The 22,463-nt window shown below is 56.2% G+C and carries 20 protein-coding genes and 1 CRISPR repeat array; of the genes, 13 read left to right on the top strand and 7 right to left on the bottom strand.

Going from position 1 to position 22,463, the window contains the following annotated elements; genetic code table 11:
- Positions 1 to 175 precede the first annotated feature (175 nt).
- The 7 genes from I6L35_RS15980 to I6L35_RS15950 all read right to left on the bottom strand — a co-directional run bounded on the left by I6L35_RS15980 (position 176) and on the right by I6L35_RS15950 (position 8,435).
- Positions 176 to 598 (bottom strand): CBS domain-containing protein, encoded by a 423-nt coding sequence (locus tag I6L35_RS15980; protein WP_005333273.1) that lies wholly within the window; start codon positions 596 to 598, stop codon positions 176 to 178.
- 120 nt (positions 599 to 718) lie between these two features.
- Entirely contained in the window at positions 719 to 1,996 is a 1,278-nt protein-coding gene (locus I6L35_RS15975) for an HD domain-containing phosphohydrolase (RefSeq protein WP_216978728.1), read from the bottom strand.
- A 1,579-nt stretch (positions 1,997 to 3,575) separates the two neighbouring features.
- Positions 3,576 to 4,220, bottom strand: a complete 645-nt coding sequence (locus I6L35_RS21160) for an ADP-ribosylglycohydrolase (RefSeq protein WP_254204475.1) — start codon at positions 4,218 to 4,220, stop codon at positions 3,576 to 3,578.
- A gap of 148 nt (positions 4,221 to 4,368) precedes the next feature.
- Positions 4,369 to 5,220 carry a PP2C family serine/threonine-protein phosphatase gene (locus I6L35_RS15965; protein WP_216978727.1) on the bottom strand — a complete coding sequence of 284 codons (852 nt, stop codon included), beginning with the start codon at positions 5,218 to 5,220 and terminating at the stop codon, positions 4,369 to 4,371.
- 67 nt (positions 5,221 to 5,287) lie between these two features.
- Positions 5,288 to 5,962, bottom strand: a complete 675-nt coding sequence (locus I6L35_RS15960; protein WP_216978726.1) for a VWA domain-containing protein — start codon at positions 5,960 to 5,962, stop codon at positions 5,288 to 5,290.
- Positions 5,963 to 6,283: 321 nt separating this feature from the next.
- A CRISPR array of direct repeats spans positions 6,284 to 7,264; the repeat unit is 38 nt; unit sequence GTCCTACTGGACTACGCCCTGACTAAAGGGATTAAGAC.
- A gap of 62 nt (positions 7,265 to 7,326) precedes the next feature.
- A complete protein-coding gene (locus tag I6L35_RS15955; protein ID WP_216978725.1) occupies positions 7,327 to 7,470 on the bottom strand; it encodes a hypothetical protein in 144 nt (47 codons plus the stop codon).
- Positions 7,467 to 8,435 carry a hypothetical protein gene (locus I6L35_RS15950; protein ID WP_216978724.1) on the bottom strand — a complete coding sequence of 323 codons (969 nt, stop codon included), beginning with the start codon at positions 8,433 to 8,435 and terminating at the stop codon, positions 7,467 to 7,469. Before I6L35_RS15950 ends, I6L35_RS15955 begins: the two co-directional genes overlap by 4 nt.
- A gap of 262 nt (positions 8,436 to 8,697) precedes the next feature.
- Between I6L35_RS15950 and cmr1 the strand changes: the two genes are divergently transcribed.
- From cmr1 to I6L35_RS15885, 13 genes are all read left to right on the top strand, one after another.
- A complete protein-coding gene (gene cmr1, locus I6L35_RS15945) occupies positions 8,698 to 9,885 on the top strand; it encodes a type III-B CRISPR module RAMP protein Cmr1 (protein WP_216978723.1) in 1,188 nt (395 codons plus the stop codon).
- Positions 9,882 to 11,864 carry a type III-B CRISPR-associated protein Cas10/Cmr2 gene (gene cas10 / locus I6L35_RS15940; protein ID WP_216978722.1) on the top strand — a complete coding sequence of 661 codons (1,983 nt, stop codon included), beginning with the start codon at positions 9,882 to 9,884 and terminating at the stop codon, positions 11,862 to 11,864. Before cmr1 ends, cas10 begins: the two co-directional genes overlap by 4 nt.
- Entirely contained in the window at positions 11,858 to 12,991 is a 1,134-nt protein-coding gene (locus I6L35_RS15935; RefSeq protein WP_216978721.1) for a type III-B CRISPR module-associated Cmr3 family protein, read from the top strand. Before cas10 ends, I6L35_RS15935 begins: the two co-directional genes overlap by 7 nt.
- 3 nt (positions 12,992 to 12,994) lie before the next feature.
- Positions 12,995 to 13,885 (top strand): type III-B CRISPR module RAMP protein Cmr4, encoded by an 891-nt coding sequence (gene cmr4, locus I6L35_RS15930; RefSeq protein ID WP_201991568.1) that lies wholly within the window; start codon positions 12,995 to 12,997, stop codon positions 13,883 to 13,885.
- 2 nt (positions 13,886 to 13,887) lie between these two features.
- The gene (cmr5, locus tag I6L35_RS15925) at positions 13,888 to 14,292 is read left to right on the top strand and encodes a type III-B CRISPR module-associated protein Cmr5 (protein WP_184149967.1); all 405 of its coding nucleotides are present in this window, start codon (positions 13,888 to 13,890) and stop codon (positions 14,290 to 14,292) included.
- A 3-nt stretch (positions 14,293 to 14,295) separates the two neighbouring features.
- Positions 14,296 to 15,471, top strand: a complete 1,176-nt coding sequence (gene cmr6, locus I6L35_RS15920; RefSeq protein WP_216978720.1) for a type III-B CRISPR module RAMP protein Cmr6 — start codon at positions 14,296 to 14,298, stop codon at positions 15,469 to 15,471.
- Between the two features lie 2 nt (positions 15,472 to 15,473).
- On the top strand, positions 15,474 to 16,391 hold the full coding sequence (cas6, locus tag I6L35_RS15915; RefSeq protein WP_216978719.1) for a CRISPR system precrRNA processing endoribonuclease RAMP protein Cas6: 918 nt from the start codon (positions 15,474 to 15,476) through the stop codon (positions 16,389 to 16,391).
- Positions 16,392 to 16,466: 75 nt separating this feature from the next.
- Positions 16,467 to 17,693 (top strand): DUF1887 family CARF protein, encoded by a 1,227-nt coding sequence (locus I6L35_RS15910; protein ID WP_216978718.1) that lies wholly within the window; start codon positions 16,467 to 16,469, stop codon positions 17,691 to 17,693.
- A gap of 10 nt (positions 17,694 to 17,703) precedes the next feature.
- Complete coding sequence (gene csx16, locus I6L35_RS15905) at positions 17,704 to 18,000, top strand: CRISPR-associated protein Csx16 (protein WP_216978717.1); 297 nt, start codon at positions 17,704 to 17,706, stop codon at positions 17,998 to 18,000.
- Positions 18,001 to 18,018: 18 nt separating this feature from the next.
- Positions 18,019 to 19,389: a CRISPR-associated ring nuclease Csm6 gene (gene csm6 / locus I6L35_RS15900; RefSeq protein ID WP_216978716.1), complete on the top strand. Its 1,371-nt coding sequence runs from the start codon at positions 18,019 to 18,021 to the stop codon at positions 19,387 to 19,389.
- 74 nt (positions 19,390 to 19,463) lie between these two features.
- Positions 19,464 to 20,171: a CRISPR-associated endonuclease Cas1 gene (locus I6L35_RS15895; protein WP_216978715.1), complete on the top strand. Its 708-nt coding sequence runs from the start codon at positions 19,464 to 19,466 to the stop codon at positions 20,169 to 20,171.
- Positions 20,161 to 20,460, top strand: a complete 300-nt coding sequence (locus I6L35_RS15890) for a CRISPR-associated endonuclease Cas2 (protein WP_088869025.1) — start codon at positions 20,161 to 20,163, stop codon at positions 20,458 to 20,460. The genes I6L35_RS15895 and I6L35_RS15890 overlap by 11 nt, the downstream gene beginning before the upstream one ends.
- Before the next feature lie 495 nt (positions 20,461 to 20,955).
- Positions 20,956 to 22,434, top strand: a complete 1,479-nt coding sequence (locus I6L35_RS15885) for a GTPase (RefSeq protein ID WP_216978714.1) — start codon at positions 20,956 to 20,958, stop codon at positions 22,432 to 22,434.
- Positions 22,435 to 22,463 lie beyond the last annotated feature (29 nt).

Below are 22,463 nucleotides of genomic sequence, written 5' to 3'. Positions count from 1 at the left end.
GCGAGCGGGGGCGGTGCAAGCCTTAACGTAGCGTTATATATGGGAAGACAGAGAGATTGGCCGCTCCTCAAACATGACAAAACAACCATTGTAAGATGGCATAACATAGATAAATGGCAGCATATGAAATAGCCAAGGCAAGCCGAAGCTTGCCTTGGGAGAGAGAAAAACAGGGTTAACCGTGTGTGTGATGGACAAAACAGGTAGTGAGCTGGGCGTGAATGGCCTGCATGACGTTGTGGCGATTGATGACACCGAGCAGACGCCCTTCCTCCACCACCGGATAGATCTTCGGCTTTTGCCCCATCATCATCTCCGCCAGGCTCAAAATGCTGGTATCGGGTCCCACCGACAACACCTCCTTGCGCATCACATCCTTGACCTGCGCCACCTGTTCGCAGTGATAGGCCTCCTTAAGCAGCACTGCGATGCAATCCTGCTCGGAGATCCAGCCAATCAGATGGCCCTGACCATCCACCACCGGGCCACCGAGCTGGTGACTGTTCAGAAATTTCTCGACCGCAGCTTGCACCATCATGTCGGCAGTGAAGGTGATGGGTCTGCTCTGCATATAATCCTTGGCTTTTAGCGATTCCATATCTGCTCCCCTACGGTAGTCCATCAAGCTGGCGTCTTGTGCGCCGGTACCGGCACCATGCTCGGCTTGTTCCAAGCATAGCTGGCTCGCGGCAGTATGAGTCAGCGGCCAGCCTCTCCCTCAATTGATGGCATGATCCGGCTCGCGATCCGGAATGGCTGCCATCATCATCTGCGGCAGGTGATCGGCCAGCACCGCCACCACAGCGGGATCGACCCGCCCCTGATCCGCCAGTTGCTGCATAAAGGTCAATGCGTCACGGGCAGGCAGGCCGCGCCGATAAGGTCTGTCCTGCACCATCGCCTGAAAAATATCAGCGACCCGCAGGATCCGCGCTTCGAGCGCCATGGCGGATGCCGGCAGGTGGAACGGATAGCCCTCCCCATCAGGCTCCTCATGGTGATAGGCCGCCCAACAGGCAATCTGTTCAAACCCTTCGATATGACGCAAGATCTGGTAAGTCTCGAAGCTGTGGGTATTGATGATGGCCCGCTCCTCCTGCGTCAGGCTGGCTGGCTTGTCGAGGATTTCGTCCGGAACCCTCAGCTTACCCAGATCGTGCAGCAGCCCGGCAATTTCCAGCATGTCGCAATGCATGGCACTGACCCCCATCTGCTCTGCCAATGCCCGAGACAACCTGCTAACACCAAGTGAATGGGTCATCGTGAATGGACTTTTGGCATCGACGATGCCGGAGAAGATCCTCGCCAGCACCTTCAGCTCACCATTGTTTGTGATACAGGGTTCTCGCTTTTGCAGCATATCCAGCATGTAATCGTTGATTGCACGCGCTTCCAACTGCAGCCAGAATGCCTCCGAACGAGACGCTTTGAGGAAAGCATCCACCAATTCTGGGGCAAAAAATTCGCCACTACACGCTGCCAGCCTCTCCCGGATCTCGGCGGTGTGCATCAACAGCGAACCGTCAGCGTAATAAGGAGCGGCCAGTGCATCGCAGCGATCAACTAGAAAGATAAGATTGGCCTGCCGGGCAACCTTGCGGTCAACTGCCACCATGTCACGCAACAGATACCAATGGGTATGGTGATAACGGATAGGCAGTGCCAGCGGGGCCAACAAACGAAAATCTTTGAGCAACTGATAACCCACCTCGCAATGACGCTGGGAGGACTCCCAATCGAACTCACTGACCAGATGGTGGTGTGTAATGGTCGAGGATACACCTATATCGTGCAGCACTCCCAGCTCAAACAGCAGACGACGCTCCGCTTCACTCATCCCCAAAAACCGGCTGCACTCGGCGGCCATGATCCCGACCCGTTTACCGTGGGCCACATCGCCAATGCCCACCAAGTCCAGTGACGCAGACAAGGCATACACCACCTGTCTGAGATCTACCGGTAACGAGAACAATCTGGCTCCCTGCACTCTATTCATGATCTCTGTCCCACGCGATGTTGTCGTATCAAACTGATGCTGTTTTATGCCTTGCCTTCTATCAATCTAGTCAATAGCACAGCCTTTTACCTTGTTTTTATAGGCATTTATGACCCTGACACCTTGCAAAGACAAAGGTCACAGCTGGATTTATTTGGCCACTCCCATTCAAGTCATTTTTATCCTTTCAAAAATATGCGAGCACACTCTTTTAAATATCGCGATGAGATTGCGAGCAGTTTTAAAACTCATCTCTGAGCGAAAAAATCAACACCTCCACTTTACTTAATTATGACTTAATCAGAATTAAAGAGTGCTCGGCTTGCCAGTAAGATATTTGAATAAAGACACACCACTACGGACATAGCAGCCCTCATCTCCTAAATTGATTAGCCGAACTGTGAACTCCACCACCCATTTATTCGCCTTATCGCCATCGATAGCGGTAGATACCTCATGCCTTCTCGATACAGCCTTCCATGCGCCCTCCAGCCCACCCGATAGCCGGCGACTGAAGGGCTAGAGAAAAAATATCGGATAACCAGCGGTTATATTCGCTGTTAGGCGACAAGGATAAACGGGATTTATAGAGTGAAATGGTTTAAAGCTGATTTCCAAGCTGCGGTTAAATGGGGCTATTAAGGTCATATCACTCTTTATAGATCATAACGACAGCGATAAAGGGAAATGTGCCCATCCGGGTATTCCATTCCCTCCAACAGCCTGTACGGGATGATATTTCCAATGTGTTAAACGCACGCGGCTTTCATCGCATATTTTGTGTACCAATTCACATCAGATTAGGATGTGGAGCCAATAATGGCCACCGCTGGTAGTACCACAGCAGCCGCCAAGCCCAATATCTTGCCATCATGAGCGATGACATCGGCTACTGAAACATCAGTGCCTACAACCGGGGATGGTGGGCTGCCAGACCCCGAACCTGGACAGGATCGCCAATGAAGGGGCCCTCTTTACCGATCACTACTGATGTCATTAAAAAATCATCACATCCTGAGAGATAGACTGGTCTTATAGACTCGGTTAACAGAGCAGAAATGCACAAGATGTCGGGATCAACTGCCCAATAAACCGCCACCTGCACGGCTCGCCCTTCGTTCTGTCTGCGCTATAGTTTACCATGCAGGCAATTGTGGTGCCTGGCACCGCCCACCCTGGCGCCAGGCGCCGTCATCGGATACCTCATCTCGAGCAACATGAGCAAAACAGCACACGCGGGCAACGAGCCAACCTTCTACTTCCACGTTTTGCAATATGTCTTTTTTAATGACCTGATTTATAAAGGTTTATGACCTCTAACGCTGATGAGAGTGGTACACAACTGGGACGTGGTGAAATTTGAGGGGCATTGCTACAGATAGTAACACTCTTCGACTGAGCAACTTAACCGACAGGATTTCATCCGTTTTTGCCGTACGTTTTTTCCGTAATAGAACCAAGCCAGACCCGTCCAGCTGTTTCATATTTGAAACACCACATGCAGAAGTTCGTGGGCATAAACTGCAGAAGTTCATTTTTCTGTTATATTTAAATCACTTGCTGAAGAATTCAAACAGCATTACTCAAGCCTGAAAGGCTCCCCCATGTAGAAAGCCCCCACCAGCAGACCATAAACAAGCCGCACTCGCTCATCCCTGCCCAGCAGCACACCGAGTAGCACTTCGCCGCTTGCCAAATCGTCACCATGCCAGAAGCACCAGAGGGCTGCCTCCACTACATCCAGCCAACTGGCATGGCCCAGCTGATTGCGTGACTTGCGCCGCCAGCTGCCGCGCACCACAGCACCGCTATTCGGGGATGTGGCCGCCAGTGCCCGCTGCTCCATGACGCTTACCGTTAGTCCATCCAGCTTGGCCTGGCGGCTGCCGCGCCCTCCTCGCAGCAATTTGTCGAGCAGTAGTGCCAACAAGCGCAACGCATCCTGATCTTCAAAGCGCGCAGCCTCCCCCAGCAAATCGGAAGCACCCGCCATCAGTTGCTCACGTCCCCAGTAGATGGGCTGTGACCTGCAATCCAACCGATGTTGCTCGACATGGATAGCCAATGTCGTCACCACCGCCAGCGGTGAAGTCTCACCCTCTTGGTGACACGCGCCTTTGGCAAGCAGAGCGGTCAGCTCCCTAGCTCGCTCGGCTGACAGTAGGCAATAGATCCCCCTGATCAGTGGCATGGCCAGCTGATCCGATCCCGGCGTCAATGTCATGACACTCCAGTGATAATTGATAATGAAGCAAGGTTGGCTCATCAAGATGCCTGGAAACTGCAACAGAGCTCGGCGATAAAGCGCGTCCCGCCACTAGGGAAAAACAGCGCTTGTCTCTTCCCCATCGCAGCAAAAGCAGGCGGATCTATCAGACGGTCTTAACACCCGGGCCAACCAGCAAGGCCACGGACTTGTCATCGCCGGTAGTGCGTCGCCATAACTCACCCTGGCTCAAGCACTCATAGAGCTCGCGTACGATCACCTTCTGCTCAACCCACTGATCGAGCATGGGGGCAAACCGACTCTGTGCGTTGCTATAGAGTCGCTCGGCAGCCCCGTCACTCATCGCGACAACCGCCTCCACCCTGCCTGCGGGCTCAGCACCCCAACTGACCTGAGCCATACTCAACTGCGGATCGATGAACGCAGTCTGGTTGGCAAACGCCCCCTTGTTCGCCTGGCCCAGCTGACGCCAGGACGATTCAGCGTAACCCCGCTCCCGTAACGCCAACAGGCCATCGCCAACTTGCAGCCAGAACAGGGAGTGCTTGCCTGCTACTGCTAACAGCAAGGTGGCACGAAAATCATCGCCACTGCGCCGACCGGTAGCGGCCAGATCGGCATTGATCCCCTTGGCATGCCGTACCAACAACATGGCCAGTTGCGCCAGCTCAGCGCTCTGTTCTTCCTCATCAAGCCACTTGGCCAAACAAGGTTCCAGCGAGATCAGCAGCCGCCGTAACCCCTCGCTTAACGCACGGGCCCCCAACTCGGCGCACAGGGCCGATCCTGCCCCGTCGCACAGCACCAGCAACGGCCGTCCCTGACAGTGGATGACCCCATGATCCTGACAGGGCAAACCATGCTGCAGATGGCGGTAACCCACCGCCTGACTAGCCACCCCATGCCAATCCGACAGTCCCAGCGGCGCTGTTGACAACAGCTCAAGATAACGAGGCAGTTGGGCCAACAGGGGATGATAATAAGACGCCACCGTCATAACAGGCTCCTCAATGGCCAAATGAGGGGCTTGCGCCCCATGCAACGCATGCTCTGCCGGTCTCCTGTTACACATCGATACTGTCCCAGCCTGAGGTGGCAGGCAGTTGCACCTTGTCACCGGGGATAGATGCGCTCACCCGCTGCATGCTTTGGGAGAGCCACATAAAAAACTCGGTAAAGCGCAATCCGGCCAAACGCTTGGGTGGCAACAGGGCGCAACGCGACAGCTCACCGATATCCGCCTCGGCACCGATGACCACACAGAGCACCACCATCTTCTTCGCCTGGGCCAGCGCCCTGAGCTCAGCCGCCCGTACCGGCCAACCACTGTCAGTGGGCACCCCGTCACTCATGATCACCATCCACGGCTGGTAATAGCTCCCCCCTGCCTGTTGATAAGCCTGCTTGCGCTGCGCCAATCGTTCGATGCCGAGGGCAATCGCCTCTCCCAGTGGCGTCACTCCATCAGCCACCAGGGCCGGGCGAGAATCGAATTCGGCGACCGAGGCCAATGGCTGAAGCTCCTGTACCTGGCCCCCAAAGCTGATAATCCCCAGCTCCACCGAACTGGCGGCCACCTCATCGCCCTGCAGCTCTGCGATAAATTGCCCGACCCCATCCCCCAGCTCGGCAATAGGACGTCCCTGCATCGACCCAGAGGTGTCGAGCAGCAACATACAGGGGCAACGCGGGGCGGGGTTGGTGAGCAGACTCTGCTCGAGATGGGCAAGTTCCATCATCTTCTCTCCTGTGACAAAGCCGGATTGGCTGACGGAAGAGATAATGACAGCGTTCAAAGGGAAACGGATTGACACCAACTGGTAAGAAAACGAGCCAGCTAACACAAGCAACACAACGCTGTCAATGCAAAACATTCTTGGATAATATTCCCCTACTTTAAAAAATAGGTGAATTTAAATATCCTATTAAATTAATACGTTAATAACGCATATCATAATCCTGGTCTGAAATATGCTTAAATGGCGTTTTTTTATCCCCAGACCTATTCACTGCAGTGGATAAGTTGCATCAATAAAAACAATGAGTTATAAAATGCTTCAGTCCTACTGGACTACGCCCTGACTAAAGGGATTAAGACCTACCCAGTGCGGCGCTGCGGGCCTGAGCGTTGAGTCCTACTGGACTACGCCCTGACTAAAGGGATTAAGACCTCTCGCGATCAAACACTGCTGCCGGAAGCACCGCGTCCTACTGGACTACGCCCTGACTAAAGGGATTAAGACTAACGGCCATTATTTTCTTTATGTTATCGAGGGGGGTCCTACTGGACTACGCCCTGACTAAAGGGATTAAGACTAGAAAGCCGCAACGATTCCAAAGGCGTCGTTCTCGTCCTACTGGACTACGCCCTGACTAAAGGGATTAAGACGAAGCCGCAAAGGGTCAATACTTCATTGGCTTCTTGTCCTACTGGACTACGCCCTGACTAAAGGGATTAAGACACGTATCGGGCGTTCGTACGTCCGGACGTCGATGAGTCCTACTGGACTACGCCCTGACTAAAGGGATTAAGACGGCACGTAGTTTATGTGTAGATCAGGCACGTTTCGTCCTACTGGACTACGCCCTGACTAAAGGGATTAAGACGGTCATCGACCGCTGGCTTGGGAAGATGTGGATAGTCCTACTGGACTACGCCCTGACTAAAGGGATTAAGACTGATCATGTCTTTGGTTTCGGTAGTCATCGTAATGTCCTACTGGACTACGCCCTGACTAAAGGGATTAAGACAAACCCTGAGCAGCATTGGTGCTGAAAGAGTTCTTGTCCTACTGGACTACGCCCTGACTAAAGGGATTAAGACTCAGCTTGTTTGGTTTCTTGTTGTTTCATCATAGGTCCTACTGGACTACGCCCTGGCTAAAGGGATTAAGACTAGGCATCGCTGTCGGGTGCGTCAAAGGTGAAGAGTCCTACTGGACTACGCCCTGACTAAAGGGATTAAGACTTATCCAATTTGCCAGCCATCCGGGTGATGCTGACGTCCTACTGGACTACGCCCTGACTAAAGGGATTGGCTGATTGGCAAAAGCAAAACGCCCCACCCGGTGATCACCGGGTGGGGCGTTTTGCTATCCAGCGGCTATCTAGCGTGGGGTGGGCTGGCCACCTTGGCCTGCGCCGGCCACAGTTCATCGCTGAGATGGCCCTGATGGATGCTCCAGCCATACTGTCGCAACCGGGTCGCCAGCTCGCTCAGGGGCACCCGCCCGGCGGGTTGGGTCACACCAACACCAAAGGTCTGCATAAAGATGGTTTTGAGCTGGTAAGAGAGATGGCTCCACCAGTTATACCAGGGTCCCAGCGGCACCGCCCCCTGACTGCCGGGCCGGATCGACTGGCCATAGGGGAAGTGGCCCTGACGGATATTGTCAGCCACCCGACTCCCCCCACATGTTCGAAGGGGTGACGCCCACTCATCAGCACCATAAACACCAGCACGGTGAGCGAGAAAGTGTCGCTCTCTGGTGTACGCCGCACCGAGGCGAGATCCTGACCCTGATGTTCCGGGGGGATCATGCTCTCCTGCCCCACCGGACAGGGGTAACGGGTGTTATCCAGCGTCAGTTGAAAACTGTCACAATCGATCAGCCAGAAGCGACCATTGGCCATATCCAGAAAAAAGTTGTCCAGATTGATATCCCCCAAACAGATCTGATGACGATGCAGCACCTTGACTGTCTCTATCAGATCGCACAGCGCAGTGGCCAGCAGGGCACGCCCCAGACCGGGAAAGTCGCGACGCACCAGTGCCGGATTGCGAAAACCACGGATGGGCCGCCCCTGCGACCGTCGCATGGCATACCCCAGCCAGTTCCCCTGGCTATCAAACACCGCTAACTGGGGCCAGGCGAGCGGTAACTGGCTCAGCTCGGGAATGCGCTGGCGCAAGATGATCGCCGCCTCTATTTTCGCCTGCAACCTGCCCCCAGATTGTGCCAACCGGGCCGGATGGTAGAGCTTCACCAACACATCGGGCCTGCCTGCCAGCGGATAGACACTCCCCTCCCCGCCACTGGCCAGCAGCGGACCTAGAGCAACCGCTCTGCCGGTGGCATCGAATACCTGCCGGTGCAATCCTTGTTCACGGTTCGCCACCCTGGTGGGTAGTGCCACCCGAGCCTGCTGCTTGCCCGATATCGGCCTATCCAGTGCCCCCAGTATCTGATTGAGCCAGCCCTGTGTCTGCATCTCACACTCCTTTTGAATCATTGACCGAGCTCATTGTAATGACTGTGTGCCACAGCCCTGTTATCGCCAATTGGCAAGAAATACGAACCCGATGACCCGCAGATAGAGTAAGTCCATCCATCCCATGACCAAGTAAGCCACATGATATTGATCAAGCTGGCATTTTTGGTAAATGACTAAATACACACAATAAAGGTCGTCGTATGATACTCAACTCGCCTGCCGTGTGGCGGCGCGATCAGATGCTCGAGGAGGTGAGCTCGTGATCCAGACTCTTGTTGCAGAACTGCAGGTTTCTGCCCCCCTTATCATGTCGGGGCACACTTCATTGGAGAAGGGTGACTCGCTAAGACCCAGCGCTATCAAGGGCGCGCTGCGCTTCTGGTGGCGCGCCTTGCAGTGGCCCCGGTTTCGCGAGAGCCATGCCAGTGACAAGGATGCGTTAAAGGCGCTACATCAGGCTGAAGCAGACCTCTTTGGTGCAGCTGCCGGAGAGAGCGGCAAACAGTCGAAAGTGCTGCTGCGGCTCGGCGCCGGACAAAGGCTCGACGCTCAGGCCTTTGCCAAGGGACAAGATCTCTCCAGATCCCATCCCGGGGCCGTCTACCTGATGGGCCAGGGGCAACATCAACGCAATAACGGTAGCCTGTGCGCTGGATTGCAGTCCTCAGCTCCCATGTCACTGCGTCTGAGCTGGCGCGCCGACACGCTTAAGGATGACGAGCAGGATGGGCTGGTTCGGGCGGTGATGGCATTGGGGCTGCTCGGTAGCGTCGGTGCCCGTGCCCGCAAGGGGTTTGGCTCACTCTCCCTGCAGGCGCTTACGCTAAATAAACAGCCTTTGCCGGTCCCCGCCAACCGAGCCGAGCTGCGCCACTGGTTGGCTGACCTGCCCCGTGGCAAAGCCGATCAATTGCCCCCCTTTACCGCCTTCGGGCCCGCCAGTCGCTGCTGGGTGCTCGGGCTGAAACCTGCCCGCGAGCCGCTGGCGCTGCTCAATGAGTACGGGCTGCAAATGATGGGTTACCGTCTCTCCGACAAGAGCGCATTCGCCGGCGGCCAACATGGGCGAGGGCTGTTCAAGGGGGATAGCCGTTCTCTGCGCGCAGTGACCGAAGGTGGGAAACCGGATCAGGCGCCACAGCGCGCCGTGTTTGGTCTACCCAACAACGTCTTTTTTATCGATAACAAGCAGACCGTCGAGGTCAACCCCGGTCAGCACGAACGACGCGCCTCCCCACTGCTGGCGCATCTTCATCGCTTCCCAAGTGGCGAGCAGATCATGCTGGCGACCCTGCTACCCGCACAATTTTTGCCCGAAGGTGAAGGGCTTAGCATCACACATAAGGGAAAAAATAAAGGGAATACCCACTCCCTCCCCTTTTCCCCCGACTGGTCGGTAGTCGAGGGTTTTATCAAACAGTGTGGCGGCGAGGAGTTGACCCGATGAACCAGAGCCATTTTCACTTCACCCTGGGTCCGGTACAGGCCTTTGTGGCACAAGCCCGTCGCACCCGCGATTTCTGGGCGGGCTCCTTTCTGCTGAGCTGGCTCTCTTCGGTCGCCATCAAGGCCGTTGAAACACAGCAAGGGGAGATCGCCTTCCCCAAACCGCAACCCGAATACATGGCCTGGCTGATCGGTCAGGGTCATGGCGAACCCCCCAAACAGGGGACCATTCCCAACCGCTTCAAAGCCCTCAGTGCCAGAGTTGAACACAACTTTGACCCCATGATTGTCTGCAGCAACGTGCAACAAGCCTGGCAAGGTCTGGCTGAACGGGTGTGGCAGGGGGACTTCGCCCCGCTCGAAGCACAGCTGGGTGAGGAACGCCTGGCCGCCACTCGTGCTATCTGGGATCGCCAGGTCCAGGGGTTCTGGGAGCTCAACTGGGTACTCAGTGAGGATGCAACGGCCAGCAATCTACTGGATCGCCGCAAGAACTGGCGCAGCCACCTGCCCCCTGCCGAGCCTGGGGTCAAATGCATGCTGATGGAGGGATGGCAGGAGCTTTCAGGCCTTGCCACACCGAACCGGCAGGGGCTCACGCTGTTTTGGGAAACGGTGCGTCATGGCCCCGCTGCAGAGCTGATGGTGGATATTCGCGAAGGGGAGGCACTCTGTGCCCTGGCTTATATCAAGCGCCGTTTTGCCCGCTACTTTGCCGAGTTGCTGTTACAAATGCCCGGTGAGTGGACCTTGCACGGCTGGCCCCTGCCCTGCAGCGTCCCCAGTCTGGCCCATATTGCCGCCGGCCGCTGGCTCGAGAAGATGGTGACCCGCGTCAACGCATCCGGGCACAAAGATCTGTTGGAGTGTTTTTTACAGGATCTGGCGTCAGCTCGGCTCGATATCGCTAACGAACGTGAGTCTGCCCTGCCCGGTATCAGGAATAAGGCAAGTGAAGCAGGATTGGATGATGTAGCCACTCTGGATGGCACCCTCTGGTTTGCCACCCAGTTGGTTCAAGAAAGGGACGAAAGCCTGCGTCTGCGCCAGCGCCATCAAGCTGATAAGGCGCTGCAGTCACTCAACAATTTACAAAAGTGTCCCTCAATCGGCACGCCACATCCTTTCTATGCCGTATTGCTGATGGATGGAGACAGCCTCGGCAGCCAGATGAGTTATCCAGCCAAGCAGGCAGGGATCAGTGCAGCCCTCAACCGCTTTACCGAACTGGCACCGCACATTGTCGAACGCCATAACGGTTTTCTGGTCTACGCCGGAGGAGACGATGTGCTGGCCCTGCTCGGGGTCAGCGATGCCATGGCCTGTGCAACAGCCCTCAGGCAGTGCTATGCCGACTGCTTTGCCGAACAGAATCGCCAACGCCAGAGCCACATCGTCAGCACCCTCTCTGGCGCTATCAATATCGGTCATATCAAATGGCCACTGCGGGCCTTGCTATTTGATGCGCATCACCTGCTCGATGATATAGCCAAAGAGACGACGGGGCGCGATGCCCTGGCCATCCGTGTCTGGAAGCATGACAAACCACACCTGTGCTGGAGCCAGCCCTGGGACGTTTTACTGGGGGAACAGGGAAACCGGCTGGAATGGCTGCTCGATCACTTTGCCCAAGGTGTCACCAGCAACAGCTTTCTGTTCAAGCTGCAGAAACTCATCCAAGAACTGCGTCTCGACCAGCCCCACGGCTTTGGCGAGAAAGCGCTCGCCAACCTGCTCTGGGCCGAGTATCGCCAGAGCCTCGGCACCGCGCCCAAGGAGCAAGCACTCGATCAACACTGGTTTGAAGAGCTGGTGAGCCTGAGCACACCCCACGTCAGAATACTGGAAAATCACCAGGCAACCATTACGCCACGCAAAGTTCTCGCCCCAGATGCAGCCCTGCTGCTGCGCTTCCTGCACGAGGCCTATCTGGCGGCCGATCATACTGCAGTGCTATCTGCTTTGGAGCAAACATGCTGACTCTCGCCTTTCACCCGGTCGATACCTGGTTTTTCCGTGAATCACGTCCGATGGATAGCCAGGGTGGCACTTCCCTTGGCAACCAGTTCCCCCCCTCGGCAGCAACTCTGATGGGAGCCCTGCGCACCCGTATCGGCGATATGCTGGAGGCCGACTGGCAAGATCTCACCACCCTACCCGTCTGGTGGGGGGATGCTGACCAGTGGGGAACTCTCAGACTGGAAGGTCCCTGGCTGAGGCTGGATGGTGAGGATTATCTACCCTGCCCCGCCCACCTGCTGCGTGGCAAGGAGGATGACGCTGGTTATGTCATGCTGCAGCCTGGTGATGTGGTGAACTGCGATCTGGGAAAAGTCCGCCTGCCGGCTCTGCCCGGAGGCACCCCGCCAGGCGTCAAGCCGCTGGAAGATCACTGGTTGCCGCGAACCGTGCTGGCCTCCGTACTGACAGGACAATTGCCTCCGGCCAAAACAAAAGTGGTTTCAACTGCTGAGTTACTGGCCGATGAGTATCGACTCGGGATCGCCATCGATAGCAGCAAGCGTGCCGTGGTAGAAGGGCAGCTTTATCAAACCCGTCACCAACGCCCCCGCCGGGGACTTGCCGTGATGATCACGCTGCATGGTCTCCCCACCGAGCAGGAGTTGGCATTGCAACGTGATCTGGCCTGCCAGCCGCTGCTACGCCTCGGTGGCGAAGGCCGCATGGCCGAGGTGCGAGTGGTCAACAGTCCAGCAGTTACCGCGCAAGGAACTCCGCCAAAACAGGCCAAGCTACTGGCCATGACCTTGGCACCGATCCCAGTCACACCGCAGCAGTGGCCACTGCCCGGGTTTAACAAACACAAGCTGCAGGGGCTGGATTGCTGGCACGGTGAGCTGGCTGGTTATCCGCTGTCGCTGATCACTATGGTCAGTGGCAAGGTGCAGCGCCAAGGTGGATGGGATCTGACCCGCCACCAGCCACGCCCGGTACACAATCAGCTGCCGGCAGGCACACTTTTTTTCTTTGACGATGCTCCCCTGCCCGGCGAGACACGCATGCTGACGCTCGATGTCGCAGGCCAGCGAATTCCGTTGGCACTGGGCTGGTGGCAAGACAATCAAACCAATTCTCACAAGGAGTGACCGATGAACTCATCTCTTCTGCTCGGGCTGCATGCCCACACCTGGATCCATGCCGGTAGCGGCGAAAAAGATGGAGTGGTTGACCTCCCCATCCAGCGTGAGGCTCATACCGGCTGGCCGGTGATCTTTGGCTCATCCCTCAAAGGGGCAATGCGCAGCCAGGTTAGCCGTACCAAGGGGGCTCAGGCCGAACTGAGCCTGGTGACGCTATTTGGACCCGACTCACTTCACGCCGGCGCGACCAGTGACAAGATCCACGCCGGTGCACTGCTGGTATCGGATGCCAGGCTACTCTGGCTGCCGGTTCGCTCTCTCACCAGCCACACCCGTTATGTCACCTGCCCGGCCCTGCTGCGCCGCCTGTTGGCAGACTTGCAACGAGCGGGTCAGCCCCAATCCCTTGCTGTTCCCAAGGTAGGAGAGTTGGAGGCACTGATCGCCGGAGATCAGACGGGTCGCATCTATCTGGAGGAGTATGCCTTCACCGCCCGTGCAGAAAGTACGCTCACCCCTTGGGGTGCGCTGCTCGCACGCTTCTGCAATCTCGATGCAGAGCAAATACTCAACCAGCTCACTCTGATCCACGATGACCAGTTTGCCCATCTCTGCCAGGCGGCCATTCCCGTTCATCCTCACATTGCTATCGACTATGAGACCAAGAGCGTGCGCGATGGTGCGCTCTGGTATGAAGAGGCACTACCACCCGACACTCTCTTCTACTCCCTGTTGCTACTGACCGATGCACGAGATGGCTCGGGCCTTGGCGCCGCGACACTGAAAAATCAGGCAGAGCAGGCCCTGCTGGGCGATGCCCCCTACCTGCAAGTAGGCGGTAACGAGAGCACTGGCATGGGCTGGCTGCAGCTGACTCCACTCCAGCAGGAGGAGGCGTAACCATGGCACAACTCATCTCTCAACAGCGGGCTGCCTTTGCTCTGCGCCATATGGAGCAAGCACTGCGCCATGCGCCGGAGAAGCAGCGTCAGATCCGTACCGTCGCCAACAGCATACCGGCCCAGATCCAGCGTACCGGTCTCGGCCAGACTTTGGCCTTTGCCCTGAGTAAACAGGGCAAGAGTGATGGCGCTGGCTGGACTTACCTCTATGAGTTACTGCAAGAGTGGCTCTGCCAGGAGCAGCAGATCTACCGCGGCGAGACCCTGATGGCGAGCCTGTGTCAGGGTGACATAAGGCATTATCAACAGGCCCAGGCCGAAGCCCTCGCTCTGCTGGTGTGGGTGCGCAAGTTTGCCCGCGCCATGCTGGAAACCTCAACGTCGGCCAGCAAAGAGAGGGGATAAGGGATGGCGGAATACCTGCAACGCGTGCCGCTCTATCAGAGCGGTCTTCATACCAAAGAGCATATCGATCTCTGGGGTCATGATGCCAACAAGGGGCTGCTCTTTGACCGTCTGTTTGGCGGCTATGACCAGAGCTGGAAAGTTGACAAGCTGCAACGGGACAAGATCAAACAGACCCATCCCCTCGACTGGCTGACCGGCCCCTGTGGCAATGCCGCAGCGCTTGAGTCCGCCAAAAATCGGCAGCTGGCCCTGATCTCGACGCTCAATGGTAAGGCGATCAGCTGCCAGCTCGACTGGAACATGGTCACCGGTACTGGCGAAGCCCATCCGCTTGAAAACGGCTTTCGTTGGCATCACACCCTGGGGGTGCCCTATTTGCCGGCCTCCTCCATTAAAGGGATGCTGCGAGCCTGGCTCACCACCTGGGCCAGCGATATTTTCTCGAAGGAAGAGATTACAGACCTCTTTGGCAGTGACCGAGAGCAAAGTGAGGCGCATTACATGGGCACGCTGATTTTTTTCGATGCCCTGCCGCTTGCCCCCGCTACCCTGACGCTGGATGTCATGACCCCCCATGCGGGAGACTGGTATGAGAAAGGTGCCAGTCAGCCCGGGAAACCCGATACGGTCCCTGCGGATTGGCAAAGCCCGGTTCCCATCACCTTTCTCGCCGTTAAAGAGGCCACCTTCCTGTTCACGTTGGCCGCGCGAAACGATGCAAGCCAATCGCAACTCGGCAAAGTAATGGAACAACTCGATGACGCCCTGACCACGCTCGGTATCGGCGCCAAAACGGCGCTGGGTTACGGGGTGATGACAAAACTCGAGGCCACACAACCACAAAGTGGCGAACGGTTGTTGGGGGCGTTGCAAGAGCAGCGCCGCCAGCGACAGGCCGATCGCAAACGTCAACTTGAACGGGCTAGCATGAGCCCCAACCAGTTGAACGTGGCCGATCTTGCCGAACGTCTGAGCGCCCGAGACGACAAACAGTTCAAGGAGGGGTTTAACAACGAGATTGCAGGTCTGGTCAATACCGCCTTGCGTGATAGTTGGTCAATCGATGAGCGACTCGCGCTGGCCACAGTGATCGAACAGAGTAGCGTCTGGACCCAGATCAGCAAAAAAGAGAAGGCCCGTGAACGTAAAGCTCTGCTGGCACAGCTCAAGGAGTGATCATGTCGCTGGACACCCTTTTTTCCCTGTGCCGCAAGATAGACCTCCTCTGTCTGGAGTGTCGGGTCGTGATGGATGCCGCGGGATCGCTGGATGAGCAGGCTGGCAGCCTGCTGCATGGCAGCCTGGGCTGGGCGATGAAAGAGGCTGCCCCACGTTTATGGCAGGATGCCTATGGGCCGCTGGAGCAGGGGGCTGTCCGCCCCCTCTCGCTCCATCCACCACATCCAGGGAGCCAATGGCAACAAGGAGAGTCACTCACCTTTGGCCTCACCCTTTTTAACACCCTGGCCAGGGACGTGGAGGGCATCAAGTCATCACTGCAACGGATGGGAGAGCGAGGCTGGGGACAACAACGTATTGGCTTCACTCTGCAGGAGGTCACTCAGCGCACACCACTCGGCACCAGACTTATCTGGAGCCATCAAGCCCCCAACCACCTGTCCGCTCCGCTAGCAACCACCCTTGAGGAAGCCATATTGGCCGCAGCAGCCCTGTGCAGCGAGGCCACACCTGCACTGGTACAACTACACGCCCGCACCCGTCTACATATCAAAGAAGCGGGCAATCCGGTAACCACTGCACCGTCAGCTTTGTTGCTCGGTCGCACACTCTGCCGTCGCTTGCTGGCTCTCGTCGGTCCCCACAGCGAACATGAGCGTCAAGCGGTACAAAGCTATCTTAACGGGCTGGAGCAGATCACCCTGTGCTGGGATCACACCCAGAGCGCCCCCCTGACCCGGTATTCCGCGCGCCAGCGACAACACCACAGCATAGAGGGGCTGCGCGGGCGCTGGGCCTATCAAGGCGATATCCAGCTGTTGATCCCTTGGTTGGCACTGGGAGAGTGGATCCAGCTTGGCAACAAGACCAGCTTCGGTTATGGCGCCATCGAATGGCAGCTGGCGTGTCGCCCCTGATCCCACCAATTGGCCCGCGCCAGCAAGAAGGTTAGCTGGCGCATAATGGCAACCATTCAAGCTCAAGGTGTTCCCATGCAGACTATCCATATCAATCTGGTCTCCGATCAGTTGCTGCCCAATCTGATCCCGGCCTTTGCCGATAAAGAGTGCCGGGGAGTCGTGCTGGTACTGGGCGACAATACACTGCACAACAAAGCAGACAACCTGACCCGACTCTATCAGGGACATGGACTACCGACCCTCAGGATCAGTGAAGGACGTAGCAGCCACCGCCCGGTACAACTGCAACAGCAAGCCAAGGAGCTAATCGACTGGTTGGCAACCCACCACGGCGACAAACGCTGGATACTGAACGCTACCTGTGGCACCAAGCCGATGGCGCTGGTCTTTGCCAACGCCTTCAACCGCTTTAACAGCGTGCATCCCGAGAGCGCCAGCGGCGGCATTCCCCGCGCCCTGATCTTCTATACCGACAGCCAAAACCGTGAAATTCAGCTGCTCAACGACGGGGTCGATTACGCCCTGAAATGGCAAGCTGTGCTCTCTATGGACGAGATGCTGGCCGCCAACGGGTTTGAACGTCAAACCTGGATAGGCCCGCACAATGATAACGAGATCCGGGCTCGCGCCGAGCTGACCCGTTATCTGGGCAAGCAGTTTCAGGGGCCATGTCAGAAAATGCAAAGTGGTTTGCAAGGGATGGCTACCGATGCCTGCAAGGATTTTCCCCAACAGCAGGAACAAAACATGCCAAGTGTGCCTTTTGGACCCTATGCTGCGCTCTATCAGCACCTGGTCGAGGCAAGCCTGCTGCACTGGGATGGTTGTAGCCGGCAGATCCGCTTTGCCAGCGAAGACGCTTGCCGCTATCTGGCCGGTCGCTGGCTCGAGGAGCTGACCTACCTCACCGCACAGGAGTGCGGCTTTAGCGAGGTGGCCATGAGTGTCGAAGGTGAGTGGCAGACCGAAGCGCTCCGGCAACAGAGTGTTCGCGGTAAAAACAACGAATTCGATGTGCTGATCTGTCACAACAACCAGCTGCTCACCATCGAATGCAAGGCCAAGTACTGGGGAGATAAACAGCAGGGAGAGAGCACCAATCAGGATGTGGTACTCAAGCTAGAGAGCCTGGGACGCAAACTGGGGGGACTGTTTGGCGAGCGCCTGCTGATCAGCGCCCGCCCCTTGCCGGACGAGATGGTACAGCGAGCAAAGGATAACCGTATCGAAATCTGCGACAGGGCGGATGGCCAGGCAATCCACACCACCTTGCAGAGCTACTTCAACAAGATGCAATAAGCGGGGCGTCATGAACTACCTTGTCAGCCGTCATCCCGGCGCCATCGCATGGTGCCAACGCCAGCCGCTGGCCATCGATGCCATCTTGCCCCACCTCGATCCGGCACTTATCTGTGCCGGCGATCGGGTGATCGGAACACTGCCGCTCCCCATGGTGGCAGAGGTACAGCGACGTGGCGCCCGCTATCTGCACTTGTCGGTGCCCGTTCCCCCTGAGCTGCGGGGTCAGGAACTGAGTGCAGATCAACTGGAACAACTGGGTGCCTTTCTCACCGAATATCGGGTAGAGACACTGACACATATTTAATTTTGGAGTCATATATAGATGAATAATATCAATCACACTCTATTGGCAATTACCGGTCTAAGCCCGCAAGTAGTGACAGAAACGCTGTATGGTATTCATAAACAGGGGCAGCCTTGGCCCAACGAATTAATTATCCTAACAACTCAGCAAGGAGCAGAGCAGGCAAAGTTAGGCTTGTGTCATCCGGCTAGTAATCAAGAACACAGCATGCTGGATCGCTGTTGCATCGATCTAAAACGCCCTCAAATTCGCGATATCAAGATTGAGGTTGTCCCGGATCATGCTGGAAACTCCATCGATGATGCGCGGACCAAAGAAGATCAAGAGGCTCTGGCTGACTATATTGTCAAAAGAGTTGCGCAACTGTGCAGTGACCCTCAGCGTACACTGCATGCCTCACTTGCCGGTGGGCGCAAAACCATGACTTTCTTCCTGGGTTACGCTATGACACTCTTTGCTCGACCAGATGATCAACTGTCTCACGTGTTGATTTCGCCAGTTGAATATGAGGGACTTAGGGATTTCTATTATCCTACTCCGTATATCAATCCAATAGATGGCAAAGGAGCTAATCAACGGCTAGATACCCATGAAAGTAAGGTCCAAGTCATGTTGGCCGACATTCCGTTTATTAGGCAACGCGACCAGTTAAAGCAAGGTGTATTAACTCGTTTCAGTAATCCTAAAGAACATCTTACTTATCGCCAATTAGTGCAGTTACAACAATTGGCCTCATGCAAAGCCCCCTATCAGGAGATACAGCTTGATTTTGACCTAGCACAAAGAACTATAATGTTAATCTATAAAAACGAACATGTTATTACTATTGACTTGCATAGCAAGCCACTGGAATTAGCTTATTATGCCATGATTGCAAGACATAATAGCACAACATCTGAATGTCGCTATAATCGAGAAAAATCAAATCAAAAAACATATTGGGAGAAATATCGCGCAGCTTATCTCCATGAGCTCTGGCAAATCATTTATCCTGACCACGACTCTTATCAAGGCAATAATATTTTTGAGGATTGGATGAACTTAATTAACACCAAGGCGGAGACAATAAACATAGAAAAAACAATCAATGGTCTAAAAGAAGAAACTCAAACTTTTTTCGATGACCGCAAGAAGGTGTTAAGAAAACACCTAAACGAAGAGTTACCTGAAGAACTAGTGTCATTAATTGAACCAGATCTTGCATTTTATTACGAAAAATTTACTAATACTCATGGAAGTAAAAACAAAGATAGCGGTTCTTTACGACCTAACTTCAATTTCACGCTACTCAAACAGACAAATAAAAAATCAAAGAATGCTAACTCTCTTATTGAACGGTCGAAATTTTTTGGCTTAAAAGTGCGCAGCAATCTTTGCCCTAAAGATTAATCCCACCAACTGGTCAGCCAGTTGGGCCGATGGCGGCACGCTAGCATGGAGCAAATCCCTGCCGGAGCGCCGCCATGACCACCCTGCTACTCGATCACCCCGACTACCAACTCACCCTGCAAGATGGTTTGCTCCATCTCGCCCACCCTGACCTCCCCTCCCGTCTCTACAGTCTTGGCCAGATCAGCCGCCTGATGGTGGGCCAGGGCATCACCCTCTCCAGCGATCTGTTGCTCAAGCTGGCCGAGCGAGGCATCGACTTTATTGCCATGGGGCGCCGCAGTTGCACTCATCTCTGCTCGCTGCACCATGCCCCCGACAGCTTGCGCCTGATCCAGTATCGTGCCATCACCCAACCTGATTGCCAGCAACAACTGGTACGCCGCCTGCTCAACGCCCGACGGCTCGGGCAGAACTGCGTGTTGGCTCAACTGGGTGAGCCCCCTCTGCCACCGCTGCTAGCCGAAGGATTCGACCCCCAGCTGGAATTGCACCATGTGACCGGCTACCGCAGGCCCAGCCTGCTGCTCGATATCAAGGAGTTGACCCGGGCCGAGCTGGAACGCTGGCTACTGCAGCTATGGCAGAGTCATACCCTGACGGCGGAGCACTTCACCACCTCGGATCAGGGCTGTCGATTGACCCGGGCGGGCCAGCAGCTCTTTTATCCCCTCTGGTTTGGCTGGCAAAAAACGCGTAAGCCCCGGCTCAGACAACTGGCCCGAGTCTGTCGCAAGGTACTGGAGCAGACCCTCAAGCGGGAGGTTGGTCATGACCACTAAACCGCTCTGGCTGATCGGCTATGACATCAGTTGTCCACGGCGCTTGCGCCGGATGCAACGCCGCTGTGCCGAGGCCGGCTGGCCACTGCAAAAATCCCTCTATCTGCTGCCGCTGACTTCTGCAGAACGCCTCGCCCTCTGTGATGAGCTGAAGGGGCTGATCGAGCCGGAGCAGGATCGCCTGCTCTGCCTGCCCTTTTCAGTCGTCGAAGGAAGCTTTCATCTGGGCCCTCGTGGTCCGGTACTGCTCTTTCACGACGATCCCCGGCTGGCGGATTATGTATTTTGACATTCACAAATCGCTCGCCATTGCAAGATAAAAAAACGAGAGGCCTGCAGTGAGGCCTCATAAAAATGGTGGTAAATATAACTTTTTTAAAAACAGTTGGTTGAAAAACACAATAAACCAATGGGCATAAAAAATGCTTAAAATGGCATTTTTTCATCCACAACCCTGTCCACACCAGTGGATAAGTTGCATCAATAAAAACAATGAGTTATAAATGGCTTCAGTCCTGTCGGACCACGCCCTGACTAAAGGGATTAAGACTAGCCATGGATTATTTTTACGTTGACCATTTTCAGTCCTGTTGGACCACGCCCTGACTAAAGGGATTAAGACGGAATGGTCACGGGTTTCCCATCGGCGAGAGCGTGTCCTGTTGGACCACGCCCTGACTAAAGGGATGAGAGAAATGCCCCCTGGGCTGGCCAATTGGCCAGCCCGTTTTTTTTACTCGCCACCGCTATCCTCTTTCCTGTGCTTATCACAGAGGAAGCGACCATGCTCCATACTCCCCAGGCCCAGCTGCAACAGCGTCTCATAGCCCTGCAGCAGACCTTGCAGGCCACCCCGGCTGGCATGCCGCTGGCCCGGACACTCGCCAGCTGGCTGACCCGACTACACGACCAGCCCGCCACCTTGCTGCTGCTTGGCAACTACAACGCAGGCAAAAGCACCCTGGTCAATGTGCTTAGCGGCGAGGCGCTGGCACCGACCGGCGATATCCCGCTGACCGACCGGGTGATCGACTACCCCTGGCAGGGGCTCTGCCTGCGCGATACCCCGGGGCTGAACGCCCCCATTCCCCATCAGGCGGTCACCGAGGCGGCGCTGGCCAGCGCCGATCTGGTGGTCGTGGTGGTGCGCAGCGGTGATGTGGATGAGGCGTGCCTCTATCACCAGCTGGCCTCCCTGCTGCAACGTGGCAACCCCTTGCTGATCGTGCTCAATGGCGATAGCAGCGAACCCGCTTTACTCGCCTGTTGGCAACAGCAGCTCTGCCGCCATCTGCTGGCGCTGGAGCAGGAGGGGATCCCCCCTGCGCAACTGGCTGCCATCCCGGTGATCCCCCTTAATCTGGAGACCGCCTGGCAGGCCCGCCAGCAAGGTGGCCCCCTGCTGGCCGCCAGCGGCTACCCACTGCTGGCAAGCACCTTACAACAGTGGGCCACCCGACAACTGGCCGGCGAACCCTGGCGAGCCCCGCTATTGGCCTGTCTGCAACAAGGGCTGACCCAGCTGTTGCAACAGGGGGCAGCAGAGCCGGCGAGTCAGTCGCTGCTGACGGCGCGACAACAACTGCAACATCTGGCACAGCGGCTACAAAAACAGGGGCGGTTGCAACTGACCTGCCAGTTGAACGCGCAGCGCCCCGCGCTGACGGCGGCGCTCCACAGCACAGACCCACAAACCCGGGTTGCCATGCTGGTTGAAACGCTCTGTCACGGGCTGCAAAGCTGGCTTGCCAGCGAACAACCCGATCGGCAGTGGCGCGCCCTTAATCCGATGACGCAGCCATTGCCTCACACTGCCCCGGCGGGGCCGCTCACCGATCCGGTCGATGAGGCAATGAAGCTCGGTATGCCGCTATTACAGGGGGGGCTCGCCAAGGTGGGAGGGCGGCTTAATCTGGCTATCTCCCTGCTGCTGGGTGCTGCCGAGATCTATCGCCAACAGCGTGAACAGTCACGGCAAGCCGAGCTGGCTCGCGATGCAAAGCTGCTTGAGATGCAACAACTCAGCGCCCTCAGCCAACAGCTGGAAAGCACGATCGCACTGGCACTGGACGAGGCGATCCGGGCCACCCTGGCCGAGCCGCTGACGAGACTTGAGCAACAGCTGGCCGAACTGGCTCGCCAAGCCAGTGCCGATGCCCGGCAGCGGTTGATGTGGGAGCAGTGGCAGGAGGAGATAACCATCATGCTGGCCCCGCAGGATGCACCATTTGGTGACATCACCGACAGCCCAAGTGCGGCGTGATACTGACTCATACCCTAGTGACAGGAGAG

Origin of the sequence: Aeromonas sp. FDAARGOS 1405, from assembly GCF_019048265.1 — a bacterium.
GTDB lineage: Bacteria > Pseudomonadota > Gammaproteobacteria > Enterobacterales > Aeromonadaceae > Aeromonas > Aeromonas veronii_A.
Note: the sequence above shows the minus strand (reverse complement) of the source record. Positions and strands in the feature narration are given on the sequence as shown.